This is a genomic window from Halococcus saccharolyticus DSM 5350 (assembly GCF_000336915.1).
GTDB classification, from domain to species: domain Archaea; phylum Halobacteriota; class Halobacteria; order Halobacteriales; family Halococcaceae; genus Halococcus; species Halococcus saccharolyticus.
In genome coordinates this window covers 68,338-85,716 of the sequence record NZ_AOMD01000030.1, presented here as the reverse complement: position 1 = coordinate 85,716, position 17,379 = coordinate 68,338, and the positions used below count along the sequence as shown (strand labels likewise).

Sequence of the window (17,379 nt, the reverse complement as noted above, 5' to 3'; positions counted from 1 at the left end):
ATGAGCGAAGCACAACAGACTGACGTGGAGGGAGAGACGCAGAACCTGACGCTCGTGCAGGCCGTCCGGGACGGGCTGTACGGCGAGATGGAGCGGAACGAGGACGTGCTCGTGATGGGCGAGGACGTGGGGAAGAACGGTGGTGTATTCCGCGCCACACAGGGACTCTACGACGAGTTCGGCGACGACCGCGTGATCGACACGCCGCTGGCCGAGTCGGGGATCATCGGAACGGCGGTCGGGATGTCGGCGTACGGCCTCCGGCCGGTGCCCGAGATCCAGTTCCTCGGGTTCATCTACCCGGGGTTCGACCAGATCGTGAGCCACGCCGCCCGACTCCGGACCCGTTCTCGGGGACGGTACACCTGCCCGATGGTGATTCGTGCGCCGTACGGCGGCGGGATTCGTGCGCCCGAACACCACTCCGAATCGAAAGAGGCCTTCTTCGTTCACGAGCCAGGCCTCAAGGTCGTGATCCCCTCAACGCCGTACGACACCAAGGGACTGCTCGCGTCGGCGATCCGCGACCCCGATCCCGTGATGTTCCTCGAACCCAAACTCATCTACCGGGCGTTCCGCGAGGAGGTCCCCGACGAGTCCTACACCGTGCCGCTCGGCGAGGCCGCCGTCCGCCGAGAAGGGAGTGATGTGTCGGTGTTCACGTGGGGCGCAATGACCCGCCCGACCATTGAGGCCGCCGAGGACCTCGCCGAGGAGGGGATCGACGCGGAAGTGGTCGACCTCCGCACGCTCTCGCCGCTCGACGAGGAAACCATTCTCGAATCGTTCAAGAAGACGGGACGCGCCGCGGTGGTTCACGAGGCTCCCAAAACGGGGGGCCTCGCTGGCGAGATCACCTCGACGATCCAGGAGGAGGCGCTCATGTATCAGGAAGCCCCGATCAAGCGCGTCACGGGCTTCGATACGCCGTTCCCGCTGTACGCGCTGGAGGACTACTACCTCCCCGAGGCGGCGCGGATCACCGACGGAATCCGGGAGGCCGCGGAGTTCTGAAATGGTCCGTGAGTTCAAACTGCCCGACGTCGGCGAGGGCGTCGCCGAGGGCGAGATCGTCGCGTGGCTGGTCGAGACGGGCGACACGGTGGAGGAGGATCAGCCGGTCGCCGAGGTCGAGACCGACAAAGCGGTGGTCGATGTCCCATCGCCGGTGAACGGCACAGTCCAGGAGATCCGCGCCGAGGAGGGCGAGATGGTGCCCGTCGGCGACGTCATCATCACGTTCGCCGTGGAGGGCGAGGACGAAACGGACGCGACAGGCCAGGAGGAGTCGACCGAGACGCGGACCGACACCGCGACCGAGACCGATGCCGACGGAGCAGAGGGCGAAGCAGCCCAAGCCGGTGCAGAGGCAGGCCAGGGCGGCGAAGTGTCGACCGCCGACGGACGGGTCTTCGCCGCACCGAGCGCCCGTCGGCTCGCGCGCGAGCAGGGGATCGACATCGCGACCGTCGAGGGATCGGGCCCCGGCGGCCGGGTGAGTGAACACGACGTTCGTGCGGCCGCCGAAGGCGGCGCGAGCGAGGCGGGCGAAGCCGCCGAGGACGACGGAACGGGCGGGGAGGAGGTCACGTCGGCCGTCTCAGACGTGTCCGACGAAGCCGGCACAACCGCCGAAAGCGGTGGAGCGGCCGGCGGCGGTGCCGGCCAGGCGTCCGCACCGTCCGCCGCGGACCGCGACCGCACGCTCGCCGCACCCGCGACGCGACGTCTCGCCGAGGAGGCGGGCGTCGACATCGACCACGTGCCGACCGACGAGGAGCGCGACGGCGAGGCGTTCGTCTCGCCGGCGGCAGTCGAGGCGTACGCCGAGGCCCAGCAGGAGGCGCAGGCGGCCGACACGGCCGCGATCGCGGCGGGTGAGTCGGGTGCGGGAGCGCAGGAAGAACGGATCCCGTATCGCGGGGTGCGCCGGACCATCGGCCAGCAGATGGAGGCCTCGAAGTTCACCGCGCCCCACGTCACCCACCACGACGAGGTCGACGTCACCGAACTGGTCGAGACCCGCGGGGAGCTGAAGGAAGTCGCGGCCGAGCGCGGCATCTCGCTGTCGTACATGCCATTTGTAATGAAGGCGTGTGTCGCCGCGCTCCGGGAGTTCCCGATGGTGAACGCGATGCTCGACGAGGAAAGCGAGGAAATCGTCCAGAAGAAGTATTACAACGTCGGCGTGGCGGCGGCGACCGACGCGGGGCTGATGGTTCCCGTCGTGGGTGACGCTGGCAACAAGACTCTGCTCCAGCTCGCCTCGGAGATGAACGAGCTGGTCGAGAAGGCGCGCGAACGCTCGATTTCGCGCGAGGAGATGCAGGGCGGCACCTTCACCATCACCAACGTCGGCGCGATCGGCGGCGAGTATGCCACCCCGATCGTCAACCATCCCGAGGTCGCGATCCTCGCGCTCGGCGCGATCAAGGAGAAGCCACGCGTCGTCGACGGTGAAGTAGTGCCGCGCCACGTGATGACAGTCTCACTCTCCTTCGATCACCGGGTGCTCGACGGCGCGATCGCCGCACAGTTCACGAACAAGGTCGAGGAGTACCTCGAGCACCCGAACCGACTGCTGCTCGAATAGCGGTTCTCGGCTCTCGCTGGTTTCGACTCGTACTCGGGTTTTGGCATCAGAGCCTGGAGAGTGCCCGCACTAACCACGACGCAGAGATCGGGCGACGAAACCCACCTGGTTTTTCACGCAGCGGCGAGTTTTGCCGTGCATGGTCGTTGGCGACGTAACAACCGGAACCGACGTACTGATCATCGGCGCGGGGCCTGGCGGCTACGTCGCCGCCATCCGCGCCGGCCAGTTGGACCTCGACGTCACCCTCGTCGAGAAGGACGCCTACGGCGGGACCTGTCTGAACCACGGCTGCATCCCTTCGAAAGCGCTAATCTCGGCGACCGACGTCGCCCACGATGCAAGCGAAGCCGAGGCGATGGGCATCCACGCCGATCCCGCGGTCGATCTGAGCGCGATGGTGGGCTGGAAGGACGAGATCGTCGATCAGCTCACCAGCGGCGTCGAGAAGCTCTGTAAGGCTAATGGTGTGAACCTCGTCGAAGGTCGCGCGGAGTTCGCGGGCGAGAACACCGTTCGGGTGGCCCACAGCGGCGATGGTCAGGGCTCCGAATCCATCGATTTCGAACACGCCATCGTCGCTACCGGCTCGCGCCCGATCGAGGTCCCGAACTTCGAGTTCGACGGTGAGCACGTCATCTCCTCGCGCGACGCGCTCGCGCTCGACACCGTGCCCGAGAGCCTCGTGGTCGTCGGTGCGGGCTACATCGGGATGGAGCTCTCCACCGTGTTCGCCAAGCTCGGTACCGACGTCACCATCGTCGAGATGCTCGATTCCGCGTTGCCCGCCTACGAGGACGACGTCGCGCGCGTCGTCAAGAGCCGGGCCGAAGAGTTGGGGATCGACTTCCATTTCGGCGAGGCCGCGAGCGAGTGGGAGGAATCCGGCGACGGGATCACCGTCAGGACCGAAAACGAAGACGGCGACGTGTCGGAGTTCGGTGCGGAGAAGGCGCTCGTCGCGGTCGGGCGCGAACCCGTGACCGACACCCTGAACCTCGACGCGGTGGGGCTCGAACCAGGCGAGGGCGGGTTCCTCGACACCGACGACCGCGCGCGAACCGACATCGAGCACGTCTTCGCGGTCGGCGACGTCGCGGGCGAGCCGATGCTCGCCCACAAGGGGATGAAGGAAGGCGAGGTCGCCGCCGAGGTCATCGCGGGCGAACCAGCCGCGCTCGACTACCAGAGCGTGCCCGCTGCCGTCTTTACCGACCCAGAGATCGGCACCGTCGGAATGACCGAGGCGGAGGCCAAGGAGGCAGGGTTCTCGCCGGTCGTCGGCGAGATGCCGATGCAGGCGAGCGGGCGTGCGCTCACGCTCGGCGAGACCGAGGGGTTCGTCCGCGTGGTCGCCGACGATGATGCAGGATTCATCCTCGGTGCGCAGATCGTCGCGCCGGAGGCTTCCGAGATGATCGCGGAGTTCGGCCTCGCGATCGAGATGGGTGCGACCCTGGAGGACATCGCCGCGACCATCCACACCCATCCGACCCTCGGCGAGGCCGTGATGGAAGCCGTCGAGAACGCCCGAGGCAAGGCGATCCACACCCTCAATCGGTGAGTGAAATTCACGAATGCACGTGAATTCGTGAATTTCGATCCGAACGGGCGATAGGGAAGGGGAAATCGGACAGGAGCGTCCGCCGGGTTTTTGTTCGGGTAGCCGTACTATGACGTATGAGCGGCTCACCCGACGACGACGAACTCGAACAGCTCCGCCAGGAGAAGCTCGAACAGCTCCAGGAACAGCAGGGTGGGGAGGGCGGCGACCGCGAGGAGGCGATGAAAGCCCAGCAGGAACAGGCCGAGGCCCAGAAGAAGGCCCAGCTCCGCCAGCATCTCACCGACGGTGCGCGCAAGCGGCTCAACTCGGTCAAGATGTCGAAACCCGACTTCGGCGAGCAGGTCGAACAGCAGGTGATCGCGCTCGCGCGGAGCGGCCGGCTCGGCGACAAGATCGACGAAGACCAGATGCGCCAGCTCCTCCAAGAGCTCAAACCCGACCAGCAGAGCTTCGACATCAAGCGCCGCTGAGTGCGGAACAACCGAAAGGCTTCAAGCGCGGGCTCGCCACTCGCCGGTATGTACGACCGCACCAAGGGCTTTCGCGATTTCTATCCGGGCGAAATGAGTGCCCGGCGGGCCGTCATCGACACACTCGAAGAGACCGCCGTGCGCTACGGCTTCCGCGAGGTCGGGACGCCGGCACTCGAACGCACCGAGATGTACGTCGACAAGAGCGGTGTGGAGATCGTCGAGGAGCTCTACTCGTTCACCGATCAGGGCGGCCGTGACGTGGCGATGACGCCCGAACTCACCCCGACCGTCGCTCGGATGGTGGTCGCCAAACAGCAGGAGCTCTCGAAACCCGTGAAGTGGTTCTCGACACGACCGTTCTGGCGGTACGAGCAGGTCCAGCAGGGCCGGTTCCGCGAGTTCTACCAGACCAACGTCGACATCTTCGGCTCAGCCGAGCCGGCAGCAGACGCCGAGGTGCTCGCCTACGCCGCCGACGCGCTCACCGAACTGGGGCTCACGAGCGAGGACTTCGACTTCCGGGTGAGCCACCGCGATGTCCTCGGCGGGCTGCTCGCATCGTTCGAGGGCGAGGTCGACACCGGGGCCGCGATCCGGGCGGTCGACAAGCGCGAAAAGCTCGAAGTCGGCGAGTACCACGGCCTCCTCGCCGACGCTGGGCTCTCGGATGGCCAAGCGGAGGAGTTCGACGGACTGCTCGAGACCCCTGAGGACGACCTCGACGACCTCGTGGCGTTCGCCGGCTCGGAACAGGTCGAGAGCGCGGTCACGAACCTTCGGAACGTGCTCGACGCTGCCGACGACCTCGGCGCGCGCGAGTACTGCACGCTCTCGCTCGACACTGCCCGCGGGCTGGATTACTACACGGGAGTGGTCTTCGAGTGCTTCGACTCCACAGGAGAGGTGAGTCGGTCGGTGTTCGGCGGCGGTCGGTACGACGACCTGATCGAGGGGTTCGGCGGCCAGCCGATGCCCGCCGTCGGCGTCGCGCCGGGACTCGCGCCGCTCTCGCTGCTCTGTCAGCGTGCGGGCGTCTGGCCCGAGGAGAGGGTGACGACCGACTACTACGTCCTCCAGATCGGTGACACCCGTCCGACGGCCGCCCGCGTCGTCCGCGATCTCAGAGGGCGGGGCAACGTCGTCGAGACCGACGTCGCGGGCCGGAGCTTCGGCGCACAGCTGGAGTACGCGGATTCGATCAACGCTGAGACCGTGGTGATCGTGGGCGAGCAGGATCTCGCGGAGGGCCAGGTCACGGTGAAGGACATGGAGTCGGGCGATCAGGCTCAGGTGCCGGTCGAGTCGTTCCCCGGCGAGCACGAGCGGCCGACCTACGACGACCTCGCCTGATGGACGACGACGGTCGCGGACTGCGCGCGTTCCGGGTAGCCTACGACGGCCGGCCGTTTCGCGGCTTCCAGCGTCAGCCCGACGTTCCGACCGTCGAGGAGAGGGTTTTCGATGCGCTCCGCGATCTGGACGTGCTCGGCCCGACTGCCGACAAACCACCGACGTACGCCGCCGCGGGCCGGACCGACGCGGGCGTCTCGGCGGTCGCACAGACGATGGCGTTCGAGTCCCCCGAGTGGCTCACGCCTGCGGCGCTAAACGGTGAACTCCCGGCGTCGATCCGGGCGTGGGCGTCAGCCGACGCTCCAGCGGGGTTTCACGCCACCCACGATGCCACGTCACGGACGTACACCTACCACCTCCACGCGCCCGACGCCGACATCGACCGGGCGCGCGAGGCGCTGTCGGAACTCTCGGGCGAACACGATTTTCACAACCTCACGCCGGACGATAACGGGACCGTTCGGACGCTCGATCCAGCGATCGAATCGGACGGCGAGTTCCTCGTGATCGAACTCCGTGCGGGCGGCTTCTCGCGCCAGCTCGTCCGGCGGGTCGTCGCGCTCGTCGAGGAAGTCGCAGCCGACACGGCCCCGCTCTCGAAGATCGGTCGAGTGCTCTCGCCCGCACCGCTTTCGGGGCCCGAGGGCATCGGTCCCGCATCCGCCGCAGCGCTCGTGCTGACCGATGTTTCGTACCCCGATCTCGATTTCCGGATCGACACCGAAGCCGCAGCGAGCGCGCGCGAAGTCTTCGAACAGCGCCGGGTCGCGGCCGTGGTGGACGGACGGGTTGCGGGTTCGGTACGAAACGGAATCGGCGAGTGAGATCGCGAGAACGTGTGCTGGTCTACAGCCATCGAAACGCATCGTCTCGCTCGCCGGTACTCACCCGTCATCCCAAGGAGGGCGTCGCAGTCGAGAACGTCGGCCAGGATCGAGTTCTCGCATCGAATATATGTGATATCGGCGAAATTTTATTGTCGGCCAGATCACTAGTTCTCGTATGGCGTCCGTGTTCGAACGCGATTCATCGACGATCGGTACCGTCATCGGGGTCGCCGTGGTGCTCATCGCTCTGTTCGGATCCACGTTTCTGGGCTGGGAGTGGGGTGGATCGGGTCAGCCCGTGGCGTTCGTGATCGGGGGCGTCGCGGCCCTCGCGGCGGTGTGGGTCTCGTACCGAAAGCTCCGAGCCTGAGCGGGGCGGCGATCACTCCCAGCCGTCGGGCCAGACGCCCGCCGCGCGCATCCCCGGCTCCGCGCCGTCCTCTTGGAGGCGCGCGCGGAGGGCGTCGGTGTCGACGCGGTCGGGATCGGCGGCCGTGAGTTCGCGGACGAGGAGCGCGGCGAGCATCGCGTGCTCGCGGAGGATACGCGAGTCGGCCTTGTCACGGGTGTCGGCCCGGGTGTGAGTCCAGCCGCGCTCCCAGCGCGAGGTTTCGCCCGCGCGGTGGCTGTGGAGCTGGAGCGCCGACACGCCCTCGTGGAGAAACGGCCAGTGGTCGCTGTAGGGATGGGGCCGATCGCTCACCGAGATCGGATGAGCAGTGAGATCACTCACACGCTCGGCCACGTCCGCCATCGCGTCGGCGGTGTGGGTGATCGCGTGGAGATCGCGATGTCGGCCGGCCCCGTCGACGTTGACGACCGCCCGCATGCGGTCGAGATCGACGGCCTCGGCGAGCGCCGCGCTGCCCATCAAGCCGAGTTCCTCACAGCCCACGCCCGCCACTCGAACCCCGCAGTCGAGGTCCAAATCGACGAGGATTCGGGCGGCGGCGACCGCGACCGCGATGCCACAGCCGTTGTCGAGCGCGCCCTCCGCGACGTCGTGAGCGTCGTAGTGGGCGAGCAGCACGATCTCCTCGTCGGTATCGGGGCCGAGATGGCCGACGACGTTCTGACTCTCGCCTTGCTCGGTCGTCGCCTCCACAGTAACCGACGCGTTCGCACCGCGGTCGGCGTACTCGGTGAGCCACGTACCGGTCTCGTGACTCACACCGATTCCGGGGATCGCGGCCTCGTGATCGAACCGGAGCGCCCCAGTAGGGGGAAGCTGACCGGGGCGGTGGTTGTGAAAGACGAACGCCGCCGCGCCGGCGGCCGCGGCGTGGCCGAGCTTCTCCATCCGGTGAACTCGGCGCTCGTCCGACGGTGAGTCGGTGCTCGCAAGCGCCACCTTCCCCCCAACATCGGCTGCGTCGATCTCGTCGGGCGTGCCGTGACCGACGTCGACCAGGTCGGCGTGGACATCGCCGGCGGGCGAGTACGGCAGCGCGACCGTCTCGAAGGTCCGGTCGGTCGACTCGTCCGCCCCGAGACCGTTCCGGGCATCCGCGGGCGCGCTAACGGCGAGTTCTGCGTGTCCGCGCGTCCAGCGCTGCATCTCGAAGGGCTCGATCGTGGGGTCGATTCCGGCGCTTTCCAACCCGTTGGCGACGAGATCGGCGGCCCGACGCTCGCCCGGATGGCCGCCGAGGCGGTCGTCGATCTCACACAGTCGGGTCAGAAACTGCCACGGGAACTCGTCGCGCCACGCCGCACCGAGGGCGGGGTCGGCGGTCTCGTCCATGCACGGTGGAGGTACGCAGCGGGCAAAAATCCCGGCGGCCGTGGAGTCGGGGACGTTCGGGGCGTTCGAGTGGAAACAGGGGACGTCACCAGAGGATGTGCGGCCAGACGAACTGGAACAGCAGCCAGATGAGGACCGTGAGGATCGCCGTCATGAGGAGGTTCAACACCACGCCGGCGCGCATCATCTGGCGCTGTTTGAGGTAGCCGCTCCCGAAGACGATGGCGTTCGGCGGGGTAGCGACCGGCAGCGCGAACGCGAAACTCGCAGCGATGGCCCCCGACACCGAGAGGAACACGGCGGCGGCGACGTCGGTGAGTCCGAGTGTGGCCGCGAAGACGCTGCCGATGCTGATGAGTATAGGGACGATGATGGTCGACGTCGCCGTGTTCGACGTCATTTCGGTCAGGAAGATGACCAGCAGGACGACGACGGCGACGACCAGGAGGATGGGAGTGCCCGTCAGCGATCGGAAGACCGTATCGGCGATCCACCTCGTCGCACCGGTCGCGGCGAGCGCATCGGCCAGCGCGATCCCGCCGCCGAACAGCAGGATGGTTCCCCAGTCGATGTCGGCGAGTTCGTCCCACTCCATCGTGTCGGCGAGGACGAGCGCCGGAATGGACAGCATCCCCACCATGACGTAGTACAACAGCCCCTGGTGGCCATCGACGCCGAAGACGCTCGTTCCGTCACCGCCGAACAGCGTGACACCCCACGCGTCGGGGAGCACGGGGGTGATGAAATCGCCGAGGCCGCCGACGACCCACAGGAGCGCCGTCACAGTGAAGATGACTGCAACACGTTTGCCGCGCGGTTCGAGCGGTCCCTCGTCGGCGAGATACTGTTTAGCCTCCGCGCGCGCATCGCTCACGTCGTCGACACGCGGCGGGTAGAGCACGAACGTGAGCACGTACCAGACGATCGGGAGAGTGACGACGACGATCGGGAGTCCGATGAGCAGCCACTGGGCGAAGCCGATCTCGTAGCCGAGGATCTCGTTGAGTTGGGAGGCGAGCACCGCGTTCGGTGGCGTCCCGATGAGGGTGCCGACGCCGCCGACGCTCGCTGCGTAGGCGGTGCCGAGGAGGATCGAGACCTGGATATTATGGAACTCGTCGCCGGATGGCTCCGCGACCGACGCGACGCCGCCGTCCGCGCTCATCTCGGCGTCCATTTCGTCGGCCGTCGCCGTGGCTGCCGCGACACCCTCACGACCGAGGATCTGTGAGAGCACCCCCAGCGCGATGGGCGTCATCATCGCCGCGGTGGCGGTGTTCGATACCCACATCGAGAGAAACGCCGTCGCCACCATCACCGCGAGAACGAGCCGCCGGGGCGACGAGCCCATGACCGACATGATCCACAGCGCGATGCGGCGGTCAATGTCGTACTTCTGGAGGGCGTTCGCCAGCATGAACCCAGCGATGAACAGGAAGATGAGATGGTCCGCGAACCCCACGAGCGCCTCGTCGAGATTCGCGTAGACCCCGAACCCAGTCAGTAGGATGGGGATCGACAGTGCAGTCACGGCCAGCGGCAGTGCGCCGGAGATCCAGAGCACGGCCGCGAAGAACATCGTCGCGAGCGCGAACTGACCGCGCACCGAGAGACCACCCGGCGTCGGAAGGCCAGCGATGACGGCCGTCCCGAGCAGTGCGAGAACGAACATCACGATGCGTCCGCGGGCTGACGACGCCTGTATCATTGATACAGACACCACCTCGGCAAGCCATTATAAATCGTTTTTGATAGCTGTGTCAGCGAACCCCACGCAGTTAGAAGTGCTCGACGATGGCGCGGATCTGATCGGGATCGAGTTCGGCAGCGTAGAGCTCGAAGAGCGCGTTCTTTCGTGAGGCCGAGAGCGCACGGGTGCCGCTTTCGAGCATCGAGACGTGGGCCTGCAGCAGATCGTCGACTTCGCGCTCGATCGTTCGCTGTTCGTAGCCCGCAGCGACCCGTAGCAGCCGCCACGCGAGCGGCGATAGCTCCCCGACAGTGCCCTCGTTCTGGTAATCCATCGAGCGTGTCGTCAGATCGTGTGTTCTTGGCCGGGTTCAAGAGTATATCGTTCTCCCGTCACGAAGAGTGCCACCCGATCCGATGTGGCGATCGGCCGGAGGACGACGACACACGACCACCGGACGTTGTCGCTCAGGGAGCTGCCGGGCCGGTGTCCCAGTCGCACCGACGGCAGGTGTCCCAACCGCTGGCGTCGACGGGCGCGGTTTCGTGATGATATCGGAGACCGCTCGTGTGTGGGAAGGCTTACTTCGGTCCCCTCGCAACACTTGCCCATGAGTTCGGTTCCCGAACGTGGCGAGATCGACACCGAGTACACGTGGGATTTGGGCGACCTCTTCGCCTCGGACGAGGCGTGGGAGGAGGCCTTCGACGCGGTCGAGGCACGCCTCGACGATCTCGCGGCCTACGAAGGGCGGACGACTGAGAGCGCCGCGACCCTGCTCGCGACGCTCGAAACCCGCGAGGAACTCATGCGAGAGGTCGCAAACGTCACCGCCTACGCCAGGCTCCGTAGCGACGAAGACACGGCCGACCAGCACTACCAAGCGCTCGCCTCGCGGGCGAACACGCTCGCCACCGACGCGCGGAGCGCGGCGAGTTTCATCGAACCCGAACTCCAGAACTGCACGCGCGAGGAGCTCGACGCGATGATCGAGGAAGAATCCGATCTCGCGACCTACGAGCACTACTTCGACGACGTGCTCCGGATGAAACCCCACACCCGCTCGGCCGAGATCGAGGAACTGCTCGCGGACCTCAGCGAAGTCACGGGCGGGGCGAGCGAGGTCTACAGCCTCCTGACGAACGCCGACATGGATTTCCCTGCGGTCGAGGATCCGGACGGTGAGCCGGTCGAGATCTCGCTGAGTAACTTCACCACCCTCCAGAAGCGCCCCGACCGCGACTTTCGCCGGGAGGTCTACGAGCAGTTCTACGACGAGTGGACCGAGGTCCGCAACGCGGTCGGGACGGCCCACCACAACAGCGTGAAAGCGGACGTCAAACTCGCCGAGGCCCGCAACTACGACACCGCACGCGAGGCGTCGCTCGACGGCGCGAACATTCCGGTCTCGGTGTACGACACCCTGATCGACACAGTACACGAAAATCTCGATCTGTTGCAGCGCCACGCCGATCTCAAAGGAGAGGCGCTCGGCGTCGACGAACTCCGGATGTGGGACGTCTATATGCCACTGGCCGATGACGAGAGTCCGGAGGTACCCTACGAGGAGGCCGAGGAGCACGTCATCGAGGCGGTCGCGCCGCTCGGTGACGACTACCAGAACCGACTCACGGAGGGGCTCGACTCGCGGTGGGTCGACGTCTACGAGAGTGTCGGCAAACAGTCGGGGGCCTATTCGGGGGGGACCTACGACTCCCAGCCGTACATCCTGATGAACTATCAGGACGACATCGGTTCGATGTACACGTTGGCCCACGAGCTCGGCCACTCACTGCACACCCAGCTCGCGAGCGAGACCCAGCCCTATGTGTATGGGGGCTACGAGATCTTCGTCGCCGAAGTCGCCTCCACAGTTAACGAGGCGCTCCTGACCAACCATCTGCTCGACACCGTCGAGGACGACACCTTCCGCCGCCACGTGCTGAACGAGTACCTCGAACGGTTCAGATCGACGCTCTTTCGTCAGACGATGTTCGCGGAGTTCGAGAAGAAGACCCACGAGCTGGTCGAGGACGGCGAGGCGCTCACACCGGATCGGCTCGACGACCTCTATCGCGGGCTGAAGGAGGAGTACTACGCGACGAGTGCGGTCGACGATCGGATCGCCCGCGAGTGGATGCGGATCCCGCACTTCTACCGAGCGTTTTACGTCTACCAGTACGCCACCGGAATCTCGGCGGCGGTCGCACTCGCCGAGGGCATCCAAGAGGAGGGCGAGGCAGCCGCGAAACCCTACCGGGAGTTCCTCGAATCGGGCTCACACGGCTATCCGATCGATCTTCTCCGGGAGGCCGGCGTCGACATGACGACCGCCGACCCGATCGAGTCAGCACTGGATGCCTACGACGATGCGCTGACCGAGTTCGCGGAGCTGATCTGAGCCTCATAATTCTCCCGAACCCAAAGGGACTTTTAACGCACGGCCCGTTATTATCCGTATCGAATGTCACACAGCCCGTCCCTCCCGGACCGTCCCCGGCTCGATCTCGACCCCGAACTCACGGACGCCGAGCGGGTGTCGGCGCTCGACGAGCATCTCGCGGAGATCGCGCAGGTCCACGACGAGCTGGCCGAGCGGCTCGACGAGGCCGAGGCGCGCCGCGAGGAGCTCGAAAACGAGGCGGGGCAGCTCCAGCGCGAGAACGAGACGCTCAAGACCTCCTCACTGTACGTCGCCACGGTCGAGGAGCTGACCGACGAGGGCGCGATCGTGCGCCAGCATGGTAACAACCAGGAGGTGCTGACCGAGATCTCGCCGACGATCGAAGAGGAAGTCGACAACGGCGATCGGGTCGCTGTCAACGATTCCTTCAGCGTCCAGCAGACCCTTTCGAGCGAGACCGACGCGCGCGCCCAGGCGATGCAGGTCGACACCCGCCCGCAGGTGAGCTACGGCGACATCGGCGGGATCGACGACCAGATCCGCGAGGTACGCGAAGCCGTCGAACTCCCTCTGCTCGATCCCGAACGCTTCGATACGGTGGGGATCGAGCCGCCGACGGGCGTGTTGCTCCACGGACCGCCCGGCACCGGCAAGACGATGCTCGCGAAGGCAGTGGCGAACGGCACCGACGCCACCTTCATCAAGATGGCGGGCTCCGAACTCGTCCGGAAGTTCATCGGCGAGGGCGCGCGCCTCGTCCGGGACCTGTTCGAGCTCGCGAACGAGCACGAGCCCGCAGTGATCTTCATCGACGAGCTCGACGCGGTCGCCGCCAAACGCACCGACTCCAAAACGTCGGGCGACGCCGAGGTCCAGCGCACGATGATGCAGCTGTTGAACGAGATGGACGGGTTCGACGAGCGCGGTGACGTCTCGATCATCGCCGCCACCAACCGCTTCGACATGCTCGATCCCGCCATCCTCCGCCCCGGACGGTTCGATCGGCTCATCGAGGTCCCCGAGCCGGACGCCGAGGGTCGCGAACAGATCTTCCAGATCCACACCCGTGGAACGACCCTCGCCGACGATGTCGACTTCGAGGAACTCGCCGAACTGACCGCGGGACGGAGCGGTGCGGAGATCGAGAGCCTCGCGACCGAAGCCGGGATGTTCGCCATCCGAGACGACCGTACCGAGGTCCGGATGGCCGACTTCGAGGCGGCCCTGGAGAAGATCACGGACGAGGACACCGCGGCCGAACCGATCGCGTTCCACTAACAGTAGACCGAGCTACCTGACGGACCGGACCGAGAGTACTATCCCGAAATCACAACCCTTCTCGCCCGCGCTCCACTTCGTCCGACCATGAGTACCATCAGAATCGTCGCCGGCACGGGCCGGGGACCGACGGCGATGGCGTCGTACGACACGGCACTCGCCGACGCGGGCGTTCACAACTACAACCTCGTCTCGGTCTCCTCGATGATCCCCGCCGGTAGCGACATCGAACGCCACGACACTGCGCCCGATCTCGGCCCGGTCGGTGAGCGTCTCACCGTGGTCGAGGCGCGTGCCACCGTCGAAGCGCGCGCCGGTGATGGAGCGGCCAGCGTGACGGGCAGCGCAGCGTCCGACGACGTGGAGCCGGCGGACGCGGCCGTGGCCACTGCCGGACTCGGCTGGTCGGTCGCGGAGGCGGGTCGCGGGATCTTCTACGAGGCATCGGGTGTCGATCCGGCGAGCGTCCGCGAGACAGTCACGACGGGATTGGCGGCGGGCCGGGACCTCCGCGAGTGGTCGTTCGACGACGAGGCAATCGTGATCGAAACCGCCGATAGGACGGCCGATGAGGACGATTCGGGACGGTTCGTGACGGCGATCGTGCTCGCGGTCTACGGCGAGAGCGAGCCGATCCTGTAGCGGGAGGTTTTTGACTGGGGCGCTCGTACCGTTCCTGTCCTTCTTATGAACGGAAACACGCCCTACGCGGGCCGGCCGGACGCGACCGCCGCTGGGCAGCGCGCGAGCGCCGATGTTCCGGAGCTCTCGGCCGACGAGCGTCGCGAGCTCCGCGCGGGGCTCGACACGGTGGCGGCCCGGACCCGCGAGTTCCTCCCCGACGAGTACGTCGTCGGTGCACAGATCGTCGCCGGCACCGACGGTCCTGAAGGAACGATCGCGGTCCAGCCGCCCGTCGGCCCGGCCGTGAGCGCGGGCTTCACCCCCGACGCCGAGGAGCTCGTCGACGGCATCCCCGACGAGGACCGCGACGAAGTCGCCCACCAGCTCGCCGCGACCGCCGCGCTCCAGGTCAAACAGGCCGTCGAGGACGCGATCGCGCCGGTCGCCCAGTAATCGCAATCGGTGCGAGTTGGATCATACGATACCCCTGAAATGGGTTGTTGAGAGCTGATTTTGTTCGACTCGTTCACTCCGTCAACACGCCGAGTCGTGGGTCGATGACAACGATCACCGCGGGACTCTCACGATCCACAGGGGCCGTCGGGTGTGGCAGGATACACAGGAACCGCTCTAGCGCCGACAATTGATAGCAGCGACGACTCAGTTCGCGTACGCTCCACTTGGCGGATCGTAAAACAGCGCGTAGCCGAGCGTGGCGAGTGCAGGAACCATCGCGACCGCGAGCGCCGCCGGCAGCGACGCACTCGACACGACGCCAGCAGCCCAGCCCACGACGAGCAGCGTGGGGAGGACGAGGAGCACGAGGTCCGCGTCCGCGACCGTCGGCCGACGCTCACGGACGAATTCGACGACCGGCCCATCCGTGTCGTCGTGCTGGCTGGAGCGAGTCATCGTTCACGTCGCAGTGACTCGCGCCGGCTAATTAAATATTATTACTGCGTGTGCAACCCGGGCTACTTCCCCCAGAAGGGGTCGCGTTGGCGGTGTTTGTCGAGATAGACGTGGAGCGCTTCGAGTTCGTCGGCCGGAATGTCGTCGGTGAGTTCCTGTTCCAGCACTTTCGCATGTTTTTCGGGAATCTCCGACCACAGCTCGTCGCCCTCTTCGATCTGGCGACCGACCGTGGGACCGTCGATGGCGACGCTGACGCGCTCGCCCGCGCGAGCCTGGTCGACGTCCTCGCCCTGCTCTTGGATCCCTTTGACTTGGCCGAGGCGCTCGGGCTGGTTGCCCTCGAAGTTCACCACGCGCGAGTTCTGCTTCAGGGTCCCCGTCATGACTTCGACACCGACCACGGCGGGATCGTTCTGGCGGAACGTGTGATCCGGGAGCAGTCGGAATCGGGCGGGACGGGCGATGTTGTCGAGGATCGCGTCCTGCTGGGCGCGCTCGCGCTCTTCGATGAACTCCTCGTACTCCTCGACCAGCCGGTATATCACGTCGCTCTCGAAGATCCGGACCCCTTCGGTGTCGGCCCGGTCTGCGGCGTCGTCGAGCACGTCGACCGAAAAGGCGATCACGGTCTCGTGGCGCTCCTCGTCGGCAGTGCTCGCCACTGTCACGTCGCGGGGCGCGACGTCGCCGACCTCCGCGCGCACGATCGGAATCTCGGCCTCACCGAACGCGTCCGCGAGCGCTTCGAGGCTCCCGAGTGTGTCTGCCTTGACGACGACACCCTGCTCTTCGGTGGTAACGCCGAGGGCGGCGAGTTCGGCCTCGACTTCCGTCACGACGTCCTCGCGCTCGCGGTTCCCGAGCACCCGAACCGGCGCGCCCGCCATCGCGTCGTCGAGATCGGGTGCGGCGATCTTCAGTCCCGCCGCCGCGGTCACGGAGTCGACCTCCTCGAACCGCTTTTCGGTACGGATTTCGGCGAGCGGCCGGGGCTGGAGCAGCGCGCGCACGTCGGTCACGATCGGATCGCCCGTGCCGCCGACCACGATCGTGTCGTCCGCCGTCACTGTGCCGTCGTAGAGCACCACGTCGATCGCCGTCCCGAACCCCTTCTGTTCCTTGACCTCCAACACTGTGCCTGCGCCCGGTCCGTCGACATCGATCGCCATCGCGTCCTTGAGATAGCGCTGGGAGAGGCCCATCAAAACGGTGAGAAGGTCGGGAACGCCCTCGCCGGTTTCGGCGCTCACTGGGACGACGCCGACGTTGTTGGCGAAGTTTTGTACGCGCCAGTACATGTCCGCCGAGAAGTCGTGATCCGAGAGGTCGCCGATGAGGTCGTAGAGGCGCTCGTCGAGCGTCGAGCGCGCGCGATCGGACTGGGCGTCGTAGCTCTGCTGAATCGGGGTGTTCTCCTGTGGGTTCCAGCCCGGCGTCGTGTCGACCTTGTTCGCCGCCACGACGAACGGCGTCTCGGTCCGCTGGAGGATGTCGATCGCTTCGATGGTCTGGGGCTGAAACCCGTCGTTGACGTCGATCACGAGGATCGCGATGTCCGCGAGCGCACCACCCCGAGAGCGCAGCGTCGAGAAAGAGTGGTGACCTGGCGTGTCGATGAACAGCAGACCGGGAAGGTCGAAGTCGGTCGGATCGACCAGCGAGCCCGCGATCTCGGAGACGGTTTCGAGGGGCACGGCGGTCGCGCCGATGTGCTGGGTGATCGCGCCCGCCTCGCCCTCGATCACCGTCGAGCCCCGGATCCGATCGAGCAGGCTGGTCTTGCCGTGGTCGACGTGACCGAGCACGGCGACGATCGGTGTTCGAAGCGTCTCACCTGTGGCGTCGGCCGCGTCGGCGTCCGTGTGTGTCTCAGACATAGGCACTCACCCGAGAGAAACTCGTTGTGTGATA

Annotated in this window: 16 protein-coding genes; 11 read left to right on the top strand and 5 right to left on the bottom strand. The window is 66.4% G+C overall.

What is annotated here, in order from left to right; genetic code table 11:
* The 7 genes from C449_RS14070 (at window position 1) to C449_RS14040 (ending at window position 7,183) form a co-directional block, all read left to right on the top strand.
* Window positions 1–1,014, top strand: coding sequence for an alpha-ketoacid dehydrogenase subunit beta (locus C449_RS14070; protein WP_006078709.1), 1,014 nt, complete (start codon window positions 1–3; stop codon window positions 1,012–1,014).
* Window position 1,015: 1 nt separating this feature from the next.
* Complete coding sequence (locus C449_RS14065) at window positions 1,016–2,593, top strand: dihydrolipoamide acetyltransferase family protein (RefSeq protein WP_006078708.1); 1,578 nt, start codon at window positions 1,016–1,018, stop codon at window positions 2,591–2,593.
* A 139-nt stretch (window positions 2,594–2,732) separates the two neighbouring features.
* Window positions 2,733–4,157 carry a dihydrolipoyl dehydrogenase gene (gene lpdA, locus C449_RS14060; protein ID WP_006078707.1) on the top strand — a complete coding sequence of 475 codons (1,425 nt, stop codon included), beginning with the start codon at window positions 2,733–2,735 and terminating at the stop codon, window positions 4,155–4,157.
* A 116-nt stretch (window positions 4,158–4,273) separates the two neighbouring features.
* Window positions 4,274–4,630, top strand: coding sequence for a DNA-binding protein (locus C449_RS14055; protein ID WP_006078706.1), 357 nt, complete (start codon window positions 4,274–4,276; stop codon window positions 4,628–4,630).
* Between the two features lie 48 nt (window positions 4,631–4,678).
* Window positions 4,679–5,983, top strand: a complete 1,305-nt coding sequence (gene hisS / locus C449_RS14050) for a histidine--tRNA ligase (protein ID WP_006078705.1) — start codon at window positions 4,679–4,681, stop codon at window positions 5,981–5,983.
* Window positions 5,983–6,810, top strand: a complete 828-nt coding sequence (gene truA / locus C449_RS14045) for a tRNA pseudouridine(38-40) synthase TruA (protein WP_006078704.1) — start codon at window positions 5,983–5,985, stop codon at window positions 6,808–6,810. The genes hisS and truA overlap by 1 nt, the downstream gene beginning before the upstream one ends.
* 178 nt (window positions 6,811–6,988) lie before the next feature.
* Window positions 6,989–7,183 carry a hypothetical protein gene (locus C449_RS14040; RefSeq protein WP_006078703.1) on the top strand — a complete coding sequence of 65 codons (195 nt, stop codon included), beginning with the start codon at window positions 6,989–6,991 and terminating at the stop codon, window positions 7,181–7,183.
* A 12-nt stretch (window positions 7,184–7,195) separates the two neighbouring features.
* Here C449_RS14040 and C449_RS14035 read toward each other — a convergent pair whose 3' ends face one another.
* The 3 genes from C449_RS14035 to C449_RS14025 all read right to left on the bottom strand — a co-directional run bounded on the left by C449_RS14035 (window position 7,196) and on the right by C449_RS14025 (window position 10,581).
* The gene (locus C449_RS14035) at window positions 7,196–8,557 is read right to left on the bottom strand and encodes a M28 family metallopeptidase (RefSeq protein WP_006078702.1); all 1,362 of its coding nucleotides are present in this window, start codon (window positions 8,555–8,557) and stop codon (window positions 7,196–7,198) included.
* 85 nt (window positions 8,558–8,642) lie between these two features.
* On the bottom strand, window positions 8,643–10,229 hold the full coding sequence (locus tag C449_RS14030; RefSeq protein WP_006078701.1) for an SLC13 family permease: 1,587 nt from the start codon (window positions 10,227–10,229) through the stop codon (window positions 8,643–8,645).
* Window positions 10,230–10,335: 106 nt separating this feature from the next.
* Window positions 10,336–10,581 (bottom strand): hypothetical protein, encoded by a 246-nt coding sequence (locus C449_RS14025; protein ID WP_006078700.1) that lies wholly within the window; start codon window positions 10,579–10,581, stop codon window positions 10,336–10,338.
* A gap of 276 nt (window positions 10,582–10,857) precedes the next feature.
* On the opposite strand from C449_RS14025, the gene pepF reads away from it, so the two are divergent.
* From pepF to C449_RS14005, 4 genes are all read left to right on the top strand, one after another.
* Entirely contained in the window at window positions 10,858–12,648 is a 1,791-nt protein-coding gene (gene pepF, locus C449_RS14020) for an oligoendopeptidase F (RefSeq protein ID WP_006078699.1), read from the top strand.
* Between the two features lie 63 nt (window positions 12,649–12,711).
* Entirely contained in the window at window positions 12,712–13,929 is a 1,218-nt protein-coding gene (gene pan2, locus C449_RS14015; RefSeq protein WP_006078698.1) for a proteasome-activating nucleotidase Pan2, read from the top strand.
* Window positions 13,930–14,016: 87 nt separating this feature from the next.
* Window positions 14,017–14,571 carry a pyruvoyl-dependent arginine decarboxylase gene (locus tag C449_RS14010; protein ID WP_006078697.1) on the top strand — a complete coding sequence of 185 codons (555 nt, stop codon included), beginning with the start codon at window positions 14,017–14,019 and terminating at the stop codon, window positions 14,569–14,571.
* 45 nt (window positions 14,572–14,616) lie between these two features.
* On the top strand, window positions 14,617–15,006 hold the full coding sequence (locus C449_RS14005) for a DUF5811 family protein (protein WP_006078696.1): 390 nt from the start codon (window positions 14,617–14,619) through the stop codon (window positions 15,004–15,006).
* A 207-nt stretch (window positions 15,007–15,213) separates the two neighbouring features.
* Here C449_RS14005 and C449_RS14000 read toward each other — a convergent pair whose 3' ends face one another.
* Both C449_RS14000 and infB read right to left on the bottom strand, forming a co-directional pair.
* The gene (locus C449_RS14000; protein ID WP_006078695.1) at window positions 15,214–15,465 is read right to left on the bottom strand and encodes a hypothetical protein; all 252 of its coding nucleotides are present in this window, start codon (window positions 15,463–15,465) and stop codon (window positions 15,214–15,216) included.
* 62 nt (window positions 15,466–15,527) lie between these two features.
* Window positions 15,528–17,345, bottom strand: coding sequence for a translation initiation factor IF-2 (gene infB / locus C449_RS13995; protein ID WP_006078694.1), 1,818 nt, complete (start codon window positions 17,343–17,345; stop codon window positions 15,528–15,530).
* Window positions 17,346–17,379 lie beyond the last annotated feature (34 nt).